The organism is Microbacterium sp. 2MCAF23, assembly GCF_052115565.1.
Lineage (GTDB): Bacteria > Actinomycetota > Actinomycetes > Actinomycetales > Microbacteriaceae > Microbacterium.
The window spans coordinates 76,569-96,460 of sequence record NZ_JBFRGY010000009.1 but is presented as its reverse complement, the minus strand read 5'-3'; the positions used below and the strand labels follow the sequence as shown (position 1 = coordinate 96,460).

General features: G+C 70.3%; 21 protein-coding genes. 3 read left to right on the top strand and 18 right to left on the bottom strand.

What is annotated here, in order from left to right:
- Positions 1-94: 94 nt before the first annotated feature.
- From kynU to AB4078_RS10860, 3 genes are all read left to right on the top strand, one after another.
- The gene (gene kynU / locus AB4078_RS10870) at positions 95-1,360 is read left to right on the top strand and encodes a kynureninase (protein WP_441977151.1); all 1,266 of its coding nucleotides are present in this window, start codon (positions 95-97) and stop codon (positions 1,358-1,360) included.
- Between the two features lie 109 nt (positions 1,361-1,469).
- Positions 1,470-1,919, top strand: coding sequence for a hypothetical protein (locus AB4078_RS10865; protein ID WP_441977150.1), 450 nt, complete (start codon positions 1,470-1,472; stop codon positions 1,917-1,919).
- 165 nt (positions 1,920-2,084) lie between these two features.
- Entirely contained in the window at positions 2,085-3,287 is a 1,203-nt protein-coding gene (locus AB4078_RS10860; RefSeq protein WP_441977149.1) for a pyridoxal phosphate-dependent aminotransferase, read from the top strand.
- A gap of 130 nt (positions 3,288-3,417) precedes the next feature.
- Here AB4078_RS10860 and AB4078_RS10855 read toward each other — a convergent pair whose 3' ends face one another.
- From AB4078_RS10855 to paaA, 18 genes are all read right to left on the bottom strand, one after another.
- A complete protein-coding gene (locus AB4078_RS10855; RefSeq protein ID WP_440733566.1) occupies positions 3,418-3,816 on the bottom strand; it encodes a VOC family protein in 399 nt (132 codons plus the stop codon).
- Between the two features lie 28 nt (positions 3,817-3,844).
- The gene (locus AB4078_RS10850; protein ID WP_441977148.1) at positions 3,845-4,765 is read right to left on the bottom strand and encodes an AEC family transporter; all 921 of its coding nucleotides are present in this window, start codon (positions 4,763-4,765) and stop codon (positions 3,845-3,847) included.
- 9 nt (positions 4,766-4,774) lie between these two features.
- On the bottom strand, positions 4,775-5,911 hold the full coding sequence (locus AB4078_RS10845; protein WP_441977147.1) for a UDP-N-acetylmuramate dehydrogenase: 1,137 nt from the start codon (positions 5,909-5,911) through the stop codon (positions 4,775-4,777).
- A gap of 1 nt (position 5,912) precedes the next feature.
- Positions 5,913-6,314 carry a MaoC/PaaZ C-terminal domain-containing protein gene (locus AB4078_RS10840; protein WP_441977146.1) on the bottom strand — a complete coding sequence of 134 codons (402 nt, stop codon included), beginning with the start codon at positions 6,312-6,314 and terminating at the stop codon, positions 5,913-5,915.
- Positions 6,311-6,781 (bottom strand): FAS1-like dehydratase domain-containing protein, encoded by a 471-nt coding sequence (locus tag AB4078_RS10835; protein WP_441977145.1) that lies wholly within the window; start codon positions 6,779-6,781, stop codon positions 6,311-6,313. Before AB4078_RS10835 ends, AB4078_RS10840 begins: the two co-directional genes overlap by 4 nt.
- A gap of 48 nt (positions 6,782-6,829) precedes the next feature.
- Positions 6,830-8,344, bottom strand: a complete 1,515-nt coding sequence (locus AB4078_RS10830) for a carboxyl transferase domain-containing protein (RefSeq protein ID WP_441977144.1) — start codon at positions 8,342-8,344, stop codon at positions 6,830-6,832.
- Positions 8,341-9,486 (bottom strand): CaiB/BaiF CoA transferase family protein, encoded by a 1,146-nt coding sequence (locus AB4078_RS10825; protein ID WP_441977203.1) that lies wholly within the window; start codon positions 9,484-9,486, stop codon positions 8,341-8,343. Before AB4078_RS10825 ends, AB4078_RS10830 begins: the two co-directional genes overlap by 4 nt.
- 17 nt (positions 9,487-9,503) lie before the next feature.
- A complete protein-coding gene (locus tag AB4078_RS10820; protein WP_441977143.1) occupies positions 9,504-10,949 on the bottom strand; it encodes a sodium:solute symporter family protein in 1,446 nt (481 codons plus the stop codon).
- Positions 10,946-11,263, bottom strand: a complete 318-nt coding sequence (locus AB4078_RS10815; RefSeq protein ID WP_441977142.1) for a hypothetical protein — start codon at positions 11,261-11,263, stop codon at positions 10,946-10,948. The genes AB4078_RS10820 and AB4078_RS10815 overlap by 4 nt, the downstream gene beginning before the upstream one ends.
- Positions 11,264-11,337: 74 nt before the next feature.
- Entirely contained in the window at positions 11,338-12,759 is a 1,422-nt protein-coding gene (locus AB4078_RS10810; protein WP_441977141.1) for an amidase, read from the bottom strand.
- Between the two features lie 205 nt (positions 12,760-12,964).
- A complete protein-coding gene (locus AB4078_RS10805; protein ID WP_441977140.1) occupies positions 12,965-13,906 on the bottom strand; it encodes an Lrp/AsnC family transcriptional regulator in 942 nt (313 codons plus the stop codon).
- An 82-nt stretch (positions 13,907-13,988) separates the two neighbouring features.
- Positions 13,989-14,765, bottom strand: a complete 777-nt coding sequence (locus AB4078_RS10800; protein WP_441977202.1) for a sulfite exporter TauE/SafE family protein — start codon at positions 14,763-14,765, stop codon at positions 13,989-13,991.
- Positions 14,766-14,972: 207 nt separating this feature from the next.
- Positions 14,973-15,743 (bottom strand): enoyl-CoA hydratase/isomerase family protein, encoded by a 771-nt coding sequence (locus AB4078_RS10795; RefSeq protein ID WP_441977139.1) that lies wholly within the window; start codon positions 15,741-15,743, stop codon positions 14,973-14,975.
- A 66-nt stretch (positions 15,744-15,809) separates the two neighbouring features.
- A complete protein-coding gene (paaE, locus tag AB4078_RS10790) occupies positions 15,810-17,051 on the bottom strand; it encodes a 1,2-phenylacetyl-CoA epoxidase subunit PaaE (protein WP_441977138.1) in 1,242 nt (413 codons plus the stop codon).
- Positions 17,051-17,584 carry a 1,2-phenylacetyl-CoA epoxidase subunit PaaD gene (gene paaD / locus AB4078_RS10785; RefSeq protein WP_441977137.1) on the bottom strand — a complete coding sequence of 178 codons (534 nt, stop codon included), beginning with the start codon at positions 17,582-17,584 and terminating at the stop codon, positions 17,051-17,053. The genes paaE and paaD overlap by 1 nt, the downstream gene beginning before the upstream one ends.
- 71 nt (positions 17,585-17,655) lie before the next feature.
- Positions 17,656-18,516, bottom strand: coding sequence for a 1,2-phenylacetyl-CoA epoxidase subunit PaaC (paaC, locus tag AB4078_RS10780; protein WP_440733579.1), 861 nt, complete (start codon positions 18,514-18,516; stop codon positions 17,656-17,658).
- The gene (gene paaB, locus AB4078_RS10775) at positions 18,513-18,818 is read right to left on the bottom strand and encodes a 1,2-phenylacetyl-CoA epoxidase subunit PaaB (protein WP_233310351.1); all 306 of its coding nucleotides are present in this window, start codon (positions 18,816-18,818) and stop codon (positions 18,513-18,515) included. The genes paaC and paaB overlap by 4 nt, the downstream gene beginning before the upstream one ends.
- Positions 18,815-19,783 (bottom strand): 1,2-phenylacetyl-CoA epoxidase subunit PaaA, encoded by a 969-nt coding sequence (gene paaA, locus AB4078_RS10770; RefSeq protein ID WP_441977136.1) that lies wholly within the window; start codon positions 19,781-19,783, stop codon positions 18,815-18,817. The genes paaB and paaA overlap by 4 nt, the downstream gene beginning before the upstream one ends.
- Between the last annotated feature and the right edge of the window lie 109 nt (positions 19,784-19,892).

Genomic DNA, 19,892 nt, shown 5'->3' with positions numbered 1-19,892 from the left:
ATCCTAGGTGCTGTGTCGACGATTCGTCATCATGGAACGTGATCTCCGGATCCCGGCTGCCCGAGCCGGATCCACGACCGAGGAGGATTCCACGATGACGGATACCGCGCCGATCACCCGCGAGCAGTGCCAGGAAGCCGACCGGATCGACCCACTGGCATCCCTCCGCGAGCGCTTCGCCCTCACCGAGGGCATCGTCTACCTCGACGGCAATTCGCTCGGCGCGCTCCCCCGCGACGCCGTCGCCCGTGCAGCCGACGTGGTCAGCCGCGAGTGGGGCGCGGACCTCATCGGCAGCTGGAACAAGAACCACTGGTTCGCCCTGCCCCTCCGGATCGGAGAGAAGATCGGCCGGCTCATCGGCGGTGGCGCAGGTGAGTGCGTCGCGACCGACACCACCTCGATCAACGTCTTCAAGGCGGTCTCGGCCGCGATCCGGCTGCAGCAGCAGGACGCCCCGGAGCGCCGGGTCATCGTGTCGGAGCGGGAGAACTTCCCCACCGACCTCTACATCGTCGAGGGACTGATGGCCCTGCTCGACCGCGGCTACTCCCTGCGGCTGATCGACGCGCCCGAGGACCTCGACGCGGCGCTCGACGAGGACGTCGCCGTGGTGCTGCTCACCCAGGTCAACTACCGCACGGGCCACCTGTGGGACATGGCGGGGGCGACGGCGCAGATCCACGATGCGGGCGCCCTGGCCGTCTGGGACCTCTGCCACTCGGTCGGCGCGGTGCCCGTCGCCGTCGCCGATGCCGGCGCGGACTTCGCGGTCGGCTGCACCTACAAGTACCTCAACGGCGGCCCCGGCTCCCCTGCGTTCTTCTGGGTCGCCGAACGCCACCTCGACCGGGTCGAGACGCCGCTCACCGGCTGGTGGGGGCACGATCGCCCGTTCGCGATGACCGACTCCTACGCCCCCGCTCCGGGTGGTCGGCGCTTCCTCGTGGGCACCCAGCCGATCCTGTCGATGGCCACTATGGAGGTCGGGCTCGACATGCACCTCGAAGTCGACCAGGAGGCGCTGCGCCGCAAGTCCCTCGCGCTGACGACGCTCTTCATCCGGCTGGCGGAGACCCGGCTCGCGCACCACCCGCTCACGCTCATCACGCCGCGCGACGACGCCCAGCGCGGCAGCCACGTCTCCTTCCGCCACCCCGAGGGCTACGCGGTGATGAAGGCGCTCATCGCGAATGGCGTGATCGGCGACTACCGCGAACCGGAGGTGCTGCGATTCGGGATCACCCCCATGTATCTGGGACACGCCGACGTGTGGGACGCCGTGGAGATCCTGCGCCGGGTGCTCGACGAGGAGCTGTGGCGCGCTCCCGAGTTCCAGGAGCGCGACGCCGTCACCTGATCGGCCCGGCCGGATCCTCCGTGCGGGCCCGTACTCGCGTGCCGGGATCCGCGGATCCGGATCGCCCGGATCGCGCCGCACGGCCGGTGACCGCGCCTACGCTGGGGCTATGACCGCCCGGCCCGCCACGCGCCCCGTCTTCGATGACCTCGCCGAGGAATTCCTCCGCGACTATCCCCGTGGAGCGCGGCTGCTCGCCGTGGGCAGCCCGTCGGCGGAACGCTCGGCCGCCTTCGCGGAGGAACTCGGCGACGTGCTGCGAGCCCGGGGAGTCGAGGTGGCCGTCGTCGCGCAGCAGGATCGCGATGAGGCCGGCCTGCGGTCGGACATCGTGACACCGTTTCGTGACGCGCAGGCGGACGCCGTCCAGATCGTCTCGGGCACGACCGGCCTGCTCGCCGAGCGCACCCGCGGACTCTGGCACTTCTCGGTGTGGCTCATCGACGGCGATGAGGTGCCACACACGGCGGCGACCGCGCTGGTCGACGTGACGGATCCCGACGCGCCCACGCGGCGCCTGGCCGACTACTGCGCCGTCCCGCCGTCGTTCCTGACCTGAACGGCGGCCGGATCCGCTTCTCGGACGCTGACGGATGCCGGATGCGGCCGTCGCTCACGTATGCCCGATCCGACATACGCACCTGTTCGCCATGGCGGAGAACGATGCCTGCGCTTTGTACGTCATGGCCATTTCTCACGACAGGCGCGCGGGTACGCTGGTGGCGTGACCGAACGCGCGCCTCTCTCCCGCAAACTCTCCGCCATCGCCGAGTCCGCCACGCTGAAGGTGGACGCCAAGGCCAAGGCCCTCAAGGCCGAGGGCAAGCCCGTCGTCTCGTACGCCGCGGGCGAGCCCGACTTCGCCACCCCGCAGTTCATCGTGGACGCGGCGGCCGAGGCCCTCGCGAACCCGGCGAACTACCGCTACACCCCCGCCGCCGGCCTGCCCGAGCTGCGCGAAGCGATCGCCGCGAAGACGCTGCGCGACTCCGGCCTCGAGGTCTCCCCCAGCCAGGTGATCGTGACCAACGGCGGCAAGCAGTCGGTCTACCAGGCGTTCCAGGCCGTGGTGAACCCGGGCGACGAGGTGCTGCTGCCCGCTCCGTACTGGACCACCTACCCCGAGGCGATCCGCCTCGCCGACGGCGTGCCGGTCGAGGTCTTCGCCGGCGCGGACCAGGAGTACAAGGTCACCGTCGACCAGCTCGAGGCCGCGCGCACCGACCGAACGACCGTGCTGGTGTTCGTGTCGCCGTCCAACCCGACCGGATCCGTCTACTCCCCCGAGGAGACCGCGGCGATCGCCGCCTGGGCGCTCGAGCACGGGATCTGGATCATCTCGGACGAGATCTACCAGAACCTCACCTACGAGGGCGTCAAGGCGACCTCCGTCGTCGAGGCGCTGCCCGAGGTCGCCGGTCAGACCATCCTGGTCAACGGCGTCGCGAAGACGTACGCCATGACCGGCTGGCGCGTGGGCTGGATGGTGGGTCCTGCCGACGCCATCAAGATCGCCGGCAACCTGCAGTCGCACCTCACGAGCAACGTGAACAACGTCGCCCAGCGCGCCGCGATCGCCGCCCTGAACGGCCCGCAGACCGAGGCGGAGCAGTTCCGCGAGGCGTTCGACCGCCGCCGCAAGCTCATCGTCTCCGAGCTGTCCAAGATCGACGGCCTCGTGGTGCCGAACCCGACCGGCGCGTTCTACGTGTACCCCGATGTGCAGGGCCTGCTCGGGCGCACCTGGGGCGGGGTGACACCGACGACCTCGCTCGAGCTCGCCGATCTCATCCTCGACCAGGCCGAGGTGGCCGTGGTCCCGGGCGAGGCGTTCGGCCCCTCCGGCTACATCCGCATGTCGTACGCGCTCGGCGACGACCAGCTGCTCGAGGGCGTGCAGCGCCTGCAGCGCCTGTTCGCCTCCTGAGCCTCGGTGGGCGTCCGCGGCGTCTGCGGTCAGCCCGATTCACCCCCTCGCACCGTCTTCGCCCCCTCTGAGCAGCGCGCCTCAGAGGGGGCGAAGACGTTCAGAGGGGGCGAAGACGCACGCGGGGCGCTCAGTCCTCGTAGCCGATGAGCCAGCGCACGCCGAAGCGATCCACGAGCGTGCCGTCGTGCGCACCCCATGGCCGCTCCTGCAGCGGATCGATCACTCGACCGCCGTCGCCGAGCTGCGCGAACCAGCGGGTGAGCGTCTCGGGATCCGCCGTGCCGAGCAGGGAGAAGTACATCCCGTTCATGTGCACCGCGTCCTCGTCCGGCGCGGCATCGGCGCCGGCGAGCTCGACCGGGCCACGGACCAGCATGCCGTGCGCGATCGCATCCCCCGGGCCGTCCGCACGCCCGAATTCGGCGTAGGTGTGCATCACCGCTTCGCCGCCGAAGATCGCCTGGTAGAAGGGCAGCGCGTCGACGGCGGTGCCGGGGAACAGGATGTAGGGCACGAGTCCGGTCATCCTGCGAGCGTACGCCCCGGCGTCGACCTCAGCCGAGGAGCAGGACGGCGCCGAGGAGCACAGGGACGCATCCGATCGTCGTGAGGAACACCGTGTCACGGGACGTCGCCTCGCCGACGCCGTAGCGCTGGGAGTAGTTGAACACATTCTGCGCGGTCGGCAGCGCCGCCAGCACGACCACGATCAGCACCGCATGCGCGGAAAGGCCGAACACGAACTGCGCCAGCAGCCAGGCGAGCACGGGCATGACGAGCAGCTTCAGCCCGCTCGCCAGCAGCACGTCCCTGCGATGTCCGGCCGCACCGAGCACCCTCTGCCCATGCAGCGAGATGCCGTAGCTGATCAGCAGCACCGGCACGCAGGCGTTCGCGAGCAGGGTGATCGGTTCGATGACGATCGGGGGCAGTTCGATCCCCAGCACGGAGACCAGGGTGCCGAGCGCGGATCCCAGGATGATCGGGTTGGTCGCGGTGCGCACCACGGTGCGCCACACCGACGTGCGGCCGGCGGTGACGGTGTCGAGGATGGTCAGCGAGATCGGGGTGAACACCAGCAGCTGCATGAGGATCACCGGCGCCGGATACGCGGCGCTGCCGAGCAGGTAGAGCGACAGCGGGATGCCGATGTTGTTCGAGTTCACCTGCCCCGCCGAGAGCGCTCCGATCACCGTCTCGCCCACGCTGCGCTTCCAGACCGTCCTCGCCACCAACGTATACACGGCGATCACAACCGCCGCAGCGATCGCGGACACCGGCAGCAGGGCGGAGAACAGCACATGGGCGTCGGCGCGGGCCAGCACCGAGAACAGCAGGAACGGCGACAGCACGAAGAACGTCAGCCGGCTCAGCACTTCGCGAGCATGCGGACCCAGCAGGTCGATGCGACCGATCACGTACCCGACGAGGATCGCGAGGCCGACGACGGCGAAGCCGGTGAGGGTCGCGAGCACCCGTCGCGCCTAGAGCTCGACGTCGACGAGCACCGGCTCGGGCTGCAGCAGCAGGCCGAACTCGGAATGCACCCGATTCTGGATGAACCGGGCGAGCTCGGCGATCTCCTCCGCCGTCGCCCCGCCGCGGTTCGTGAGCGCGAGTGCGTGCTTCGTGGAGACCCCGGCACGCGAACGCGGCAGCTTGAATCCCTTGCGGATGCCGGCGTGCTCGATGAGCCAGGCCGCGCTCACCTTCACATCGCTCGGCGGCGCCTCGGGCTTGGGGGCGAGGCCGTAGTACGAGTCCAGGGGGATCACCGTGACCGTGTCGAGGTCGGGCGTCACCGGCCAGCGCGGGCACTCGGGCGGAAGCGTGCGTGCCGTCGCCTCGGAGACGATCGCGTTCTGGAAGAAGGATCCGGCGCCGTGGGTATCCGGATCCGCGGGGTCGAAGAGCATTCCCTTGGCCGCACGAGTGGAGAGGATCCGCTGCCGCACCCACGCCAGCGGCACCGGCTCGTCGCTCGTGAGCTGCAGCGCGCGGCGCAGCTGTTCGCCGCGCACCTCGCGTCCGGCGTCGCCCGTGACCGCGAGATCGAGCGTGACGGAGAGGATCACGGCGCGGCGTTCGGCGACGGATCCGTAGTGGTGCTTGAGCACCGAGGTGCGGAAGCCGAGACCGAGCTCGGAGGCCGGAGTCACGACGACCTCGCCCGAGTGCTCGTCGAGCAGCTCGACCTCGACGAGGGTCTCCTGGATCTCCTGGCCGTACGCGCCGATGTTCTGCACGGGGGCTGCGCCGACGGTGCCGGGAATCCCGGACATCGCCTCGACGCCCGCGTAGCCGTGCTCGACCGCATAGGCGACCAGCGCGTCCCAGTCGTGCCCGGCCTGCGCGCGCAGCCGGATCCGACCGGGATGCGGAGACGGGAGCTCCTCGATGCCGCTCGTGCGGATGCGGATCACGGTGCCGTCGAAGGGCGCGTCCCCCGCGAAGAGGTTCGATCCGCCGCCCAGCACGAACCATGCGTCACCGGTCGCCCACACGTCGCGGAGCACGGCGACCAGTTCGTCCTCGGTGGCGGCATCGATCATCCGCGCCGGCGCCGCACCGGTCTGCAGCGTGGTCAGCTCGGCAAGACGCATCGGATCGATCTCCGCCATGTCAGAGCGAGTCCGCCGCGACGCGCAGCTGCGCCTTGACGAGCACCGTGGTGTCGGCGTGCTTGACGACGAGGTCGATCCGCACTGCGGTCTCGTCGAGCGCACCGACCTTCGCGGTGATCGCGACGTCAGCACCGTCCTGCGGGTCGACCACGACAGGGCGGGCGAAGCGCACACCGTAATCCAGCACGCGTGCGGTGCCGGGAAGCGCGGCGATCGCGACGGACGAGGCGACGCCCATGGTGAGCATGCCGTGTGCGAGCACGCCCGGCAGACCGACCTCGGCGGCGACGTCGTCACGGTAGTGGATCGGGTTGAAGTCGCCGGATGCGCCGGCGTAGCGCACCAGCGACTCGCGCGTGAGGTGCACGGTGCGCTCCGCGATGATGTCTCCGACGTTCACGCGGCGGCCTCCTCTTCCTCGGCGGGCGCATCGCTCACGAGCAGCACCGACGTGGCGGTGACGACATGCTCGCCCGCGGCGTCGCGGATCTCGGCGTCGCTGGTGATCATCGCCGCAGGGCCCATCGCACGGATCCCGGTGACGGTCAGCTGCGCGGTGAGCTCGTCCCCGGCGACGATCGGACGCGTGTAGGAGAAGCGCTGCTCGGCGTGGATCGTGCGCGATAGCACGATCCCGGAGTCCTCCAGACCGAGCAGCTGCTGCAGCGTGAGGTCCTGGATGACCATCGCGAAGGTGGGCGGAGCGACGACGTCGGCGAACCCGAGCACCCGAGCTGCGTCGACGTCGGTGTGCTGCGGAGCATCGGCGAAGACGGCGCGCGCGAACTCGCGCACCTTCTCACGACCGACGAGGTACGGGGCCGTCGGCGGGAACTCCCGGCCGACCAGTTCAGGATTCACGGGCACCCCTCGATCCTACCGAGCGGGGCTGATCCCTCGCCGAGCAGGGGCGCCTCAGCCGCGGCCGCCGATGAGCGCAGGCGAGATCGGAGCACCACGCGGCGTGGCCTGAGGCTCGGACGAGACGAGACCGGCCGCGATCGCCAGCACGCGCGCAGCCAGCGGACGCGCCCTGCACCCGTCCAGCAGCGCCGACATCGTGACGCCGTCACGACCGGCGATCCCCTGGATCAGGCCGTCTGCGAACAGCGACGCCGCGCCGATCCGCTGCTGCCCGGCGACCTGCGCACGCACGGCCTGCTCACCGCCTGCCCGGTCCCCGGCGAGGAGGGCCGCAGCCCCTGTGAGCGGGAGCGGGGCGAGCCAGGAGTCCTCGACGGCCACCAGCGCATCCGTTCCGCAGAGCGCGATGGCGGCCGCCCCTGTGCCTTCGCCGAGCAGAAGCGTGACCGAGGGCACCGGCAGCGATGCGGATGCGGCGAGGGTCAGCGCGATCTCCTGGGCGATCCCTTCCTCCTCTGCCGAGGTGGACACTTCGGCACCGGATGTGTCGGCGACGGCGACCACCGGGACGCCCAGGGCGGCGGCGAGCGCCATGGCCCGGCGTGCGGCGACGACGTCCGCGACCGTGGTCGCCGTGCGGCGGGTGCGATCCTGCCCGATGAGGAGGAAGGCTGCCTTCCCCGATCGCGCCCACCCGGTGATGAGTTCACCCGGTCCGCCGCGGCGGCCGACGAATTCGTCGCAGGCCGCGATGAACTCCCCCAGCGCAGGCCGGCCGGGACGCGCTGCGTTCTGCACCGCCGCCCAATCCGCGCCGGACGGGACCCCTGTCCTCGTGGCTGCGGCCGGCGAGACGGCGGCGCCGACAGGGTCTGGTGCGACCGCACCGTCCGCGGTCTCGAAGACCGCGAGCAGGCGCGCGGCGCGGTCGCGGAACCGGGCGGCGTCCACAACCGCGTCGAGGCGCTCGTGCGCCCGGAGGTTCTCCGCGGTCTGCACGCCCTCGGAGATCGGCGGCGCACCGCCGTGTTCGGCGAGTGCCGCGACGACCCTGGGGCCGAGCAGCCCGACCAGCGCGCCGGGCTCCGCGCTCACGTCGTGTGCGAGCGACGCCCAGGACGCGTACACGCCGCCCGTCGTGGGGTGCCGCAGATGAGCGAGGTAGGGCAGGCCTGCGGCGCGGTAGGCCCCGACCGCGGTGGTGATCGTGCGCATGGTCAGGAAGGCAGCGGCGCCTTCCTGCATGCGGGTGCCACCCGACGCGAGCCCGGCGAGCACCGGGATCCGCTCTCGGCGCGCGCGGTCGAACAGCGCGACGATGCGCTCGGCCGTCGCGACGCCGATCGAGCCGCCGAGGAACCCGAACTCGCTCACGATCACCGCGACCGCGCGGCCCCGGACGGATCCGCTGCCGGTGCGCACCGCCTCGTCCGCGCCGGTCCGCGTGGCTGCCCGCGCGAGCACGTCGCGGTAATCCGCGTCGGCCGGCACGCCGATCGCGATATCCCAGGAGCGGAACGACCCGGGGTCGAGGACGTCGTCGAGCCAGCCGTCCGCCGTGCTCACGACGCGAGCCATTCCCTGATCGACTGGGTGTGCTCGCCGAGCAGCGGCGGCGCATCGTGCTGAACGCGCCCGGTCTCGGTGCCGTCGAAGTCGAACATCCGCAACGGCCCGCCCTGCAGGGTGAGGTCCCCCAGGACGTCGTGGTGCACGCCCAGGGCGAGGCCCTGACTGAGCGCCTGATCCCAGGCGAACACCTCGTCGACCGTGCGCACCTTGCCCGCGGGCACGCCCGCGGCGCCGAGCGTCTCGAGCAGCTCATCACGCGAGCGGCTCGAGAACGCGGCCTCGATGTGGGCGATCAGGGCGTCCCGGTCGGCCACCCGCCGGCCGTTCGTCCCCCAGCGCTCCTCTTCGGGATCCACGCCGACGATCGGTGCGAACGCCCGCCACAGCGCGTCCGATCCGACCGAGATCTGCACGACGCCGTCGTTGCAGCGGAAGGCGCCGTACGGCGCGATCGACGGATGCTGGTTGCCGATCGCTCGGGGAGACTCCCCGCCCACGGTCCATCGGGTCGCCTGGAACGCCAGGACTCCGACGATCGACGACAGCAACGAGGTGCGCACGACACTCCCCCGGCCGGTGCGCTCGCGCTCGACGAGGCCGGCGAGCACGCCGACCACGCCGTGGATCCCGCCGAGGAGATCCCCGATGGGTACACCCACCTTCTGCGGAGTCGCGGCGTCTGCACCGGTCAGCGACATCAGCCCCGCCTCCCCCTGCAGGATCTGGTCGTACCCGGCACGACGCGCCTCGGGGCCGTCGTGGCCGAATCCGCTGATCGAGAGCAGCACGAGCCGCGGGTTCAGTTCTTCCAGCCGGGCCGGATCGAAGCCGAGCCGGTCCAGCGTTCCGGGCCGGAAGTTCTCGATCAGGACATCGGCGCGTCGGACCAGCTCGGTGAGCATCGCCCGATCGGCGTCGTCCTTGAGATCGAGGGCCACCGACTCCTTGTTCCGGTTGCAGGAGAGGAAGTAGGTGGACACCTGCTCCTCCCCTGCCGTGACGAACGGCGGACCCCAGGCCCGGGAGTCGTCGCCGCCGTCCGGCCGCTCCACCTTGATCACCCGAGCGCCCAGGTCGCCGAGCATCATGCCCGCGTGCGGTCCGGCGAGCGCACGGGACAGATCCACGACCAGCATCCCGTCCAGGGGACCGCTCACGAACCGACCTCGACTTCCTCCGCCGGGATCTCGTCGGTCGCGATGCCCGCACGCGGCCCACGAGTGATCCGTACGATCGCCTCGACGACGCCGAACACGACGACGTTGAGTACGAGGCCCAGGAAGCCGTTGTCCCAGGAGCCCAGCGGGATGTTCGCGAACGTGGTGACGGCGACGAACAGGGTGCCGGCGACGAGACCGGACGAGACCGCGACGGTGCTCACGCGCACCCGTCGGCCGAGACCGGCGGCCACCGCCGGAGCCATCTGCGCGAGCCCTCCGTACGTGAGCAGCAGCAGTGCGCCGATGTCGCTCTTGATCAAGCCGAAGGCGAGAGCGAGCCCCATCGCCGCGACGATCACGACCCGAGTGGTGATGAACCGGCCGCGCTCGGAGAGGCGGTAGGTCACGTTGTTGGCGACGAGGGAGCCGATGCCCATCGAGATCGCAGCAGCGGGCACCATCGCGGCAGCAGCTCCGAACACGGCGACCACTGCCACGAGCCACTCGGGCAACGCCTGCTGCGCGGCGGTGAACAGCACCTGGTTCGGGATCGTCGTGGCCGGGATCTTCAGCACCGCGACCATGCCGACGGTGACCGGCAGGAACAGCAGCAGCTGGTACACGGCGAGCCACTTGGCGTTGCTGCGCACGACGTTGCCGCTCTTCGCCGCGAGCATCGGCGGCCACAGGTGCGGGAAGGTCTGGAAGCCGGCACCGATCACCGTGATCGCGACCGAGGTGACCCACCAGATCGCGTCGAAGCCGGGCGCGTGCGTGGTGAGCAGGGTGTCGTTCGCCTTCGCGACCTGCGCGAACACCTCGGGGAAGCTGCCGGCTGCCGCGACCACGCCGACCGTGACCACGACCAGCGCGATCAGCATCCCGAAGTCCTTGAAGATCGAAACACGGGCGATGCCGCGGATGCCGCCCCACAGCACGAACACGATCACCAGGGCACTGGCGAGCACCATGCTGAGCCCACGGGCCGAGGCGGAGCCGGTCGCGAGCTGGACGATCAGTCCGAGACCCGTGAGCTGCAGCTCCAGGTACGGGATCAGGAACAGCGCACCGACGACGGCGACGATCACGCTCAGCGTCCGCGAGCGGAAACGGTCGCGGAAGAAGTCGGCCATCGTGAGATAGCCGCGCGACGCGGCGATGTTGCGGATCCGCGGTGAGACGAAGTACTGGATCGACAGGCACGCGGTGAGGTAGCCGATCGCGTAGGTCGCGCTCACGCCGCCGACGAACGCGAGCCCGGCCAGGCCCAGGAAGCTGAACGTCGTCAGCGACTCTCCCGCCTGCAGGAACCACGAGGTCCACACCGGCAGCTTGCGCCCGGCGACCAACCACCCGGACATGCTCTTCTCCCGGCGGCGCCCGGCGACGCCGATGAGACCGATCAAGACGATGCCGGCGACGATGATGACGGTCATCATGCGTGCTCACCACCGATCGCGGACTCGACGGGCGTCGACTCACCGTGCTCGCGCACCTGACGCCGGATGCCGGCGTCGACCACGTTCAGCAGGGCGACGGTGAGCACGACGTTGAAGGCCATCCACACCAGTACGGCGGGCACACCCCACCACAGCGTGGGCGTCACGGCGAACGGCAGGAACGGCGTGATCAGGATCAGCAGGACCGGGATGCCGGCGACCGCCACGCGGGCGGGGGTCGCGATGCGCCCGGTGACGCGGATCGCGCCGGTGGGCGTATCCGGCGTCTCAGCGCCGGAGGTAGACGGGGTCATGGGTGTTCTCCTTCGAACAACGGTGGAACGGTCGGGTGGGGTTGAGGATCTGAGGGATCGGGATGAGTCGGACGTCAGGAGGCGGCGTGCGATGCCGATGCTGCGGCGGGAACCGCGAGCAGCGTCTCGATGGCCTTCGCGAGTTCGAGCAGCTCGACGTCCTGGCGGGGGCCCGCGAGCAGTTGGGCGCCGACCGGCAGGCGACCGGCGTAGCCGGCCGGGAGAGACAGCGCAGGAACGCCGAGCGGCGTGAACAGCCAGGCGGCGCGCATCCAGTCGAGGTAGTCGGTCATCGGCGTGCCCGCGACCTCACGGGGCCAGTCCCGCTCGACGGGGAACGGAAGCATCTGCGTGACGGGGGCGAGGACCACATCCGTGTCGGCGAAATAACGCGCCGCGGCCCTGGTCAGACGCGTGACCTCGCCGTAGGCGCGCATCACGTCCGGTCCGCTCACCTTCTCGCCCTCGCGGATGTTGCCGGCGACGAAGTCGTTGAAGTTCTCGGGCTCGGCCTCCAGCAGCGCGCCCCAGCCGGCGTTGAACGCCGCGGCGCGCAGGGTGCGGAACGCCTCATCCGCGCCGCTCAGATCGGGACAGCCGATCTCGACGATCGCCCCGGCCGCCTCCAGTGCACGGGCCGCCTCGTCGAGCACTGCGCGCACGGCGGGCTCCACGACCACGCGACCGCCGAGGTCGGCGGCATAGGCGATGCGGACACCGGCGAGATCGCGCTCACGGAGCTCGCGCAGGCGGGCACGATCGAGCTCCGGAGCGCACGGCACGTCCCGCGTCTCGCCGTTCATGACCGACAGGAGCAGTGCGGTGTCGTCGATGGTGCGCGCCATCGGCCCCGCGGTCGCCAGCGGGTCGAAGACGTTCGGGCTGTCCGCGTTCGGGACGACCCCGGGCGTCGGACGCATACCCACCACGCCGCAGAACGCGGCGGGATTGCGCAGGGATCCGCCCATGTCACTGCCGTCGGCGATCGCCGTGAACCGCGCGGCCAGCGCGGCGGCGGCTCCGCCGCTCGAACCGCCGGCCGACCGGGACGGATCATGCGGATTGCGGGTGACACCGTAGACCTCGTTGGAACTGTGCGATCCGGCCGCGAGCTCGGGGATGTTCGTCTTGCCGTAGAACACCGCTCCGGCTTCGCGCATCCGTGCGATGTGCAGATCGTCATGGTCCGAGATGCTGCCGGCGAAATGGCGGTGTCCGAGGGTGTTCGGGAAACCGGTGACGTGCCCGAAGTCCTTCACCGCGGTCGGCACACCGTGCAGCACGCCGCGACGCTCCGGTGCCAGGCCGTCCACGCGGCGGGCATGCTCGTGCGCCAGTTCCTCGTCGAGGGCGACGACGGCGTTGATCTCACCGTTGCGCCTGGACACCTCGGCGAGGTGCGCGTCGAGCAACTCCACCGCCGTGAGCTCGCCGCTGCGTGTCAGACGGGCCTGCTCATTGGCACTGAGCCCCACGAGCTCGCCGGATTCAACCACTTCAACTCCATTTCGCACCGCTCTGTGCCAGATTCGATGCCTTGATGCATCGTTTGGGCCAAAGTAACGGACTCGACGAGCGAAGTAAAGAAGAGATCGGAAAATAACGACCGGAACGCACCAGATCATCGATCTCGACGCACGGAATGCGTCATCCGCGCACGATCGCACGCCGGTGCGATCGTCGTATCCGGCGGAGCGGCGATCAGGCCTCGCGGACCAGCACTCCGCTGCGCTTGTAGGCAGCGACGACGGAGGCCGCGCGGATGCCGTCCACCTGGGTCGACCACGGGCTCTCGGTGAGGAATCGGCGCAGCTCAGTCACCGTGGGAACCGCGACGTCGACCAGGATCTGCTCGTCGGCGAGGATGAACGCCGCGTACCGCACGAACGGCGAGGCCTGCAGCGCGGCGGACACGGACGCCACCGCGGCGGGAGGGACGCGCAGCCAGACGAACCCTGCGATCGGGAGCCCGAGGGTGGACGGGGCGATGATCGCGCGCACGTCGACGGCGCCGCCGATCAGCACGCTCAACCGCCGCCGGACGGCCGACTCGCTGAGTCCGACGATCTCGGCGATGTCGATCGCCGACGCACGGGCGTCCCGCTCCAACGCGGCGAGGATCGCCTCGTCGCCGTCGTCGAGCTCGAGGAGAGGCTGATCGATCAGCGGCGGGCGCCCGAAGTCCGGGTTCAGCGCGTGCGCTTCGTCCCCGGTCAGCTGGCCCGGCATCCAGCCCGACAGGGTGCGGTAGTACTCCAGCATGGGGATGACGGCCATGCCGGTCACGCCGGGGATCGACGGGATGTCGCGCAGGATCAGATCGGCGTACTCGGGGGGCGCCTGCTCCTCGACGAGGATGCGCAGCGGGGATCCCAGCACGTACACGAAGATGCTGCTCTCCCGTGCGGCGAGAGCGCGCGCGATCGCGTCGACATCGGCGGCGTTCGCCTGCACCTCCAGCAGCACCGTGCGCGTCGACCGCACCACGCCGATGCGAACAGCCTGCGACTCCAGCAGAGCGTTGCCGCGGCGCACCACTGTGCTGACGGGAACGCCGATGATGCCGGCGATGCGCCGCCACGAGGCGCGACCGTCGACCTGCAATGCGCCGATCACTCGGCGGTCGATCTCATCCAACGCCATGGAGCCAGTATGCCGCCGGAAGCATGCGATCGCCGCACTGTCGTCCCGGCCCAGCCGGGAGGAAACCGCAACGCACCGCGGTTCAGGCCTTCCGGCGGTCTCGAACGGCTCTGAGCCCCATCTGAACGCCGATGACGGCGAGATAGACGGCGAAGAGAATGTTCCCGACCTTCGGATCGAACTGCGTCGCGAGCCAGGCGCCGAGCGCGGTCATGGTGCACGCGGAGAGCCCGATGATCGTCGCGGCGAGGAGATCGACGTTGCGGTGGCGCAGGTTTCCGACCGTTCCGGAGATGGCCGTCGGAATGATCATCATCAGCGACGTGCCCTTGGCCTCGAGATCGTTGAACCCGAACAGCAGCATCAGGATCGGTACGACGATCACCCCGCCGCCGACCCCGATGAGACCCGCCAGCACGCCGGTGCCGAACCCCAGAACCACCAGGCCCACGCCGGCGAACCAGCTCAGCAGGAACCGCGAGTCACGGGAGGGGATCACCAGAAACAGGCTCACGACCACGATCACCACGAACCCGACGAAGCACCAGCGCAGCACCGGCTGCGAGATCCGCGTCGCCACCCGTGTGCCGACCTGCGCACCGACGACAGCCGCCGCCGCGAGGATCAGCGCGGGGATCCATGCCACGGCTCCGTGCAGCGCGTAGCTGGTCACGCCGACGATGCTGGTGGGGACGATCGCCGCGAGCGAGGTGCCCGCCGCGAGGCGCTGATTGAAGCCGAGCAGCAGCACGAGCAAGGGGACGATGATCGTCCCGCCGCCGACGCCGAACAGCCCGGAGAGGAGGCCCGCGGCCAGGCCGATCCCGACGAACGACGCGTAGGCGCGCGGCCCTCGCATCCGCTCGACGGCGCCCTCGCCCACACTCGCTCCTGTCCGCCGTTCCAGGCGGAGCAGCACGGTCCAGCGTAGTCGGACGGGCCGGACCGCTGACCGCGCGCCACGATCTGCACACGTCGTGACGATCCGCCTGTGGATCCACGTCAACACGTGTGCTGATCGTCGCACTGCGTGCAGATCGTCGCACCCACGGCGGATGGGCCCGGCTCAGTGCCCTTCGAACAGCGGCGGTCGCTTCTCCTGGAACGCGGCGAAGCCCTCGCGGTAGTCGTCCGTGTCGCAGAGCGCCGCCTGGGCCGCGTTCTCCTGCCGCATCGAGTCCCAGAGCCCCAGCCGCTCGTCCCGGAGGGCGGCGACGAGGCGCTTGCTCGCGACGAAAGCCGCGGTCGCACCCCGGGCCGCGCGCGCGGCGGCTTCGAGCGTGGCCTCGTGCACCATCTCGGGTGGCATCGCCTGCGAGAACAGCCCCGCGGCGACGGCTTCGGATCCGCTCATGAGGCGGCCGGAGTAGATGAGGTCGAGCGTGCGATGGGCGCCGAGCCGCTCCACGAACAGCGCGTGCCCGCCCGAGTCGAGCGTCGCGCCGAGGGCGGCGAACGGGGATCCGATCTTCGCGGTATCGGCGACATAGACGACGTCCGTAGCGATGAGCAGGCCGAGGCCCACCCCGAGGCAGGCGCCCTGGGCCGCCGCGAAAGTCGGCGCGGGGAACGAGGACATGCGCTGCAGCACGGGCGTGACGATCCCGTCGAGGTAGCCCATCACATCGTCGTCGCGCGGGTCGACGCCCGAGATGTCGCGCCCCGCGCAGAAGGCCCTGCCTTCGCCGGTCAGCACGAGCGAGCGCACCTGGGCGCGCTCCGCCTCGGCGTACGCGTCTCCGAGGTCGCGCACGGCCTGCTCGTCGAGGGCGTTGAGCTTGTCGGGATTGTTCAGCGTGATGTGCGCGACGGCGCCGTCGATCGCGAGGTCGATCATGGTTCCTCCTTGGTCGCTGAGCTTGTCGAAGGGTCTGGGCTTGTCGAAGGGTCTGGGCGGCGGCGCTCAGACGTCGTAGTCGACGACGACCCGCTCCGTCGTGGGGTGGGACTGGCAGGTGAGCACGTAGCCGCGGTCGAGCTCCTCCTGCTCGAGCGCATAGTTCTCGGTCATCGTGACGGATCCGTCGACGAGCCGCGCACGGCAGGTGCCGCACACGCCGCCCGCACAGGCGAACGGAACGTCGGGGCGCACACGCAGCGCGGCGTTCAGGATCGACTCGTTGGCCGACACCGGGGTGTCCACGGATCCGGACTGGCCGTCGAGGGTGAACTCGATCGTGCGCACCGGCTCGTCCTCGCGCACCTCGATCGGGCGCCCGGCCTCGGGCCGCTCCTGCCCCGGCTCGCCCGTGGTGAACAGCTCGTAGCGCACGTGCGCGGACTCGACGCCGATGTCGGCGAGGGTGTCGCGGCACAGCTGCACGAGATCGAACGGGCCGCACAGGAACCACTCGTCGACGGTCGCCGGCAGCACGAGCGCATCGAGGATACCGCGCAGGCGCTCCTCGTCGATGCGGCCGGAAAGCAGCGGAGCGGAGCGCTGCTCGCGCGTGAGCACGTGGTGCACCGCGAAGCGCGCCGGGTAGCGGTCCTTGAGGTCCGCGAGGTCGTCCAGGAACATCACGTCGGTCGCCCGCCGGTTCGTGTAGACGAGGGTGAAGCGGCTGGTGTCGGAGCGCGCCAGCACGGTGGCCGCGAGCGCCATGAGCGGCGTGATCCCCGACCCCGCGGCGATGCCGACGACGTGCGCCTCGTCGAGCGCGGCGAGCGCCGAGGTGAAGGTGCCCTGCGGGCTCATCACGTCGATCCGGTCGCCCGCGTGCAGCTCGCTCTGGGCCCAGGTGGAGAAGCGGCCGCCGCGATCGCGCTTGATGGCGACGCTGATCTCGGTCCCTGAGCCTGTCGAAGGGCCCGGCGCCGGCGGTCGGCACAAGGAGTAGGAGCGTCGCACCTCGTGCCCATCCAGCGCGGCGCGCAGGGCGACGTGCTGTCCGGCGAGGTAGTCGAACTCACCTGCCAGTTCCTCCGGCACTGCGAAGGTCACCTCGACGGCCTCATCGGTGAGCGGTCGCACCTCTTGCACGGCCAGAGTGTGGAAGCGGGTGCGGCGGCGGGGCGCTGCCGCGGCCCCTGAGCTTGACGAGCCGCCGACCACGCTGTTGAGGAGCGCGCCGGCGACCCGCTCGGTGGCGGCGGCATCGGTGGCGCGGGCGGGCGACGGGGTGTCGAGGTGCCAGAGCGTCATCAGATCACCTTGAAGTGGTCGAAGGGCTCGAGGCATGCGCCGCACTCATAGAGCGCCTTGCACGACGTGGAGCCGAAGCGGGAGATCTCACGGGTGTCCAGGGATCCGCAGCGCGGGCATCGCACGCCGAGGGTGATGCGGACCGGTCCCTGAGCCTGTCGCAGGGCTGCACGGCCGCTGGGCGGCGCGATGCCGTACTCGGTCAGCTTCCGCTTGCCCTCATCGCTCATCCAGTCCGTCGTCCAGGCGGGAGCCAGCACCAGGCGCACCTCGACGCTGTCGAAACCCGCGCGGACGAGGGCGAGCTCGACGTCATCCCGGATCGCATCCATCGCCGGGCAGCCGCTGTAGGTCGGGGTGATGTCGACGCGGATCCGGTCGCCGTCGACGACGACATCGCGCAGCACGCCGAGGTCCTCGATGGTCAGCACCGGCACCTCCGGATCCTTCACCGCGGCCGCCGCCTCCCAGGCGCGCTCGCGCAGTCCGGGGTCGCCGAGTCCGGGGCCGCCGCGTCCGCTCGGTGGTCGCATATTGCCGTCATTCTGCACCGATGGCGACAATTCGCGACCAGCGAGCGGAGTGGAGCGAGGGGCGGAGGTGGTCACCATGTCGCCCCCGGGTGGCGGCGTGCGAGCACCTGCATCTCGGACAGCAGGTGCCCGAGCGGCGTGGCGTGGGATCCGTGCCGTCCGCCGCCGGCCGAGGCGGACCCCTCGGGGATCTCCAGCTCGGCCTCGGCGAAGACAGCATCGATGACCGCGTCGAAGCCCGGCCGCAGGGACGAGGGCCGCACCGCGGCGTCGCCGAGGCGGTCGGTCAGCGCATCGTCGCGGAAGAGCTCGGCGGCGTAGGGCCAGACGTCCGCGACCGCGCGGATGATCCTCGCGCGCGACTCGTCGGTGCCACCGGCCAGGCGCAGCGTCCACTGCACGGCGTGGTCACGGTGGTAGTCGACCTCCTTGACCGCCTTCTCTGCGATCGCGGCGAACGTCGGATCCGTGCTGGCACGCAGAGCGGAGTACAGCTCGAGCATGTACGTGCTGACGAGGAGCTGCCGGGCGATCGTCTGCGCGAAGTCGCCGTTGGGCTGTTCCACGAGCCAGCAGCTGCGGAATTCCGCCTCGTCGCGGAAGTAGGCGAGGTCGTCCTCGCTGCGCCCGTCCCAGGATCCGGCGTACCGGAGGAACGAGCGGGCGTGCCCGAGCAGGTCCAGGGCGATGTTGCCGAGAGCCACGTCCTCCTCGAGCTCGGGCGCGTAGGTGATCCACGCGCCGAGCTGCTGCGAGAGGATCAGCGCGTCGTCGCCCAGCCACAGCGCGTACTCCGCGATGTCGGCGGATCCGGCGCGCTCCCCCGAACCGGCGAGCTCTTCGGCGAGCGCGAGCTCGTCGACCGAGACGTCGCCGTGCGGGTCGATCGCGCCGTCCAGATCCGGTCCCTGAGCCTGTCGAAGGGCGCTCATAGGTGCGGCACCCCCTCGGAGGCCGTGTAGTACACGGCGTGGCGGTAGTTCTTGCCGGCGGGGCTCTCGAAGAACGCGCCCTTGTCGTCGGGGTCGCTGGTGGTGATCGCGTCGGCCGGGACGACCCAGACCGACGTGCCCTCGTTGCGCCGGGTGTACAGGTCGCGCGCGTTGCGCAGCGCCATGTCGGCGTCGGGGGCGTGCAGGGATCCGACGTGCACGTGGCTGAGTCCGCGGTTCGCACGCACGAAGACCTCGAACATGGGCCAGGTCTCCTCGGGGGATGCTCCGGGAGTGGTCATGCCGCCACCTCCTGCCGCAGGGCCTGCTTGCGGGCGTACTCCGCGGCTGCCTCGCGCACCCACGCGCCCTCTTCGTGCGCGTCGCGGCGACGCTGCAGCCGTTCGGCGTTGCACGGGCCGTTGCCGCGCACCACCTCGAAGAACTCGTCCCAGTCGATCTCGCCCATCGCGTACTGCCCGGTCTCCTCGTCGTAGCGGAGCTCGGGATCCGGCAGCGTCACGCCCAGGATCTCGGCCTGCGGCACGAGCATGCCGACGAAGCGCTGGCGCAGGTCGTCGTTCGAGAAGCGCTTGATCTTCCATTGCATCGACTGCGCGGAGTTCGGCGACTGGTCGTCGGGCGGGCCGAACATCGCGAGCGCCGGCCAGTACCAGCGGTTCACCGCGTCCTGCGCCATGGCGCGCTGCTCCTCGGAACCCTGCATGAGGGTGAGCAGGATCTCGAACCCCTGCCGCTGATGGAAGGACTCCTCCTTGCAGATGCGCACCATCGCGCGCCCGTACGGCCCGTACGACGCACGGCACAGCGGCACCTGGTTGCAGATCGCTGCGCCGTCGACGAGCCAGCCGATCGCGCCCATGTCGGCCCAGGTCGGCGTCGGGTAGTTGAAGATCGAGGAGTACTTCGCCTTGCCGTCGATGAGCTGTTGCATCATCTGATCGCGCGTGATGCCCAGCGTCTGGGCGGCGGAGTAGAGGTAGAGCCCGTGCCCCGCCTCGTCCTGGACCTTCGCCATCAGGATCGCCTTGCGCTTGAGGCTCGGAGCGCGCGTGATCCAGTTGCCCTCGGGCTGCATCCCGATGATCTCGGAGTGCGCGTGCTGGGAGATCTGCCGGATCAGCGTCTTGCGGTACGCCTCCGGCATCCAGTCGCGCGGCTCGATGCGCTGCTCGTTCTCGACGAGCTCGTCGAAGAGGGCCTGCGCGTCGAGGTCCCGCACCTCGGCCACCGGTGGAACAGTCATCGTCGACTCCCTGTGCTGGTTCAACAGTGTGTGAATTACCTACCGTTCGTACAGTAATTATGGCACACTCGAAACGTTCGCAGAAGAACGGCTCTTCTCGAACCGGATC

Bases quoted from the DNA above. Each gene is read 5' to 3' on its own strand.
- kynU (WP_441977151.1), top strand. From the start codon at position 95: ATGACGGATACCGCGCCGATCACCCGCGAGCAGTGCCAGGAAGCCGAC.
- AB4078_RS10865 (WP_441977150.1), top strand. From the start codon at position 1,470: ATGACCGCCCGGCCCGCCACGCGCCCCGTCTTCGATGACCTCGCCGAG.
- AB4078_RS10855 (WP_440733566.1), bottom strand. From the start codon at position 3,816: ATGACCGGACTCGTGCCCTACATCCTGTTCCCCGGCACCGCCGTCGAC.
- AB4078_RS10845 (WP_441977147.1), bottom strand. From the start codon at position 5,911: ATGGCGGAGATCGATCCGATGCGTCTTGCCGAGCTGACCACGCTGCAG.
- AB4078_RS10825 (WP_441977203.1), bottom strand. From the start codon at position 9,486: ATGCTGGTCGTGGATCTGTCCCGTGCGCTCGCCGGACCGCACGCGGGC.
- AB4078_RS10820 (WP_441977143.1), bottom strand. From the start codon at position 10,949: ATGATGACCGTCATCATCGTCGCCGGCATCGTCTTGATCGGTCTCATC.
- AB4078_RS10815 (WP_441977142.1), bottom strand. From the start codon at position 11,263: ATGACCCCGTCTACCTCCGGCGCTGAGACGCCGGATACGCCCACCGGC.
- AB4078_RS10805 (WP_441977140.1), bottom strand. From the start codon at position 13,906: ATGGCGTTGGATGAGATCGACCGCCGAGTGATCGGCGCATTGCAGGTC.
- AB4078_RS10800 (WP_441977202.1), bottom strand. From the start codon at position 14,765: ATGCGAGGGCCGCGCGCCTACGCGTCGTTCGTCGGGATCGGCCTGGCC.
- AB4078_RS10795 (WP_441977139.1), bottom strand. From the start codon at position 15,743: ATGATCGACCTCGCGATCGACGGCGCCGTCGCGCACATCACGCTGAAC.
- paaE (WP_441977138.1), bottom strand. From the start codon at position 17,051: ATGACGCTCTGGCACCTCGACACCCCGTCGCCCGCCCGCGCCACCGAT.
- paaD (WP_441977137.1), bottom strand. From the start codon at position 17,584: ATGCGACCACCGAGCGGACGCGGCGGCCCCGGACTCGGCGACCCCGGA.
- paaC (WP_440733579.1), bottom strand. From the start codon at position 18,516: ATGAGCGCCCTTCGACAGGCTCAGGGACCGGATCTGGACGGCGCGATC.
- paaB (WP_233310351.1), bottom strand. From the start codon at position 18,818: ATGACCACTCCCGGAGCATCCCCCGAGGAGACCTGGCCCATGTTCGAG.
- paaA (WP_441977136.1), bottom strand. From the start codon at position 19,783: ATGACTGTTCCACCGGTGGCCGAGGTGCGGGACCTCGACGCGCAGGCC.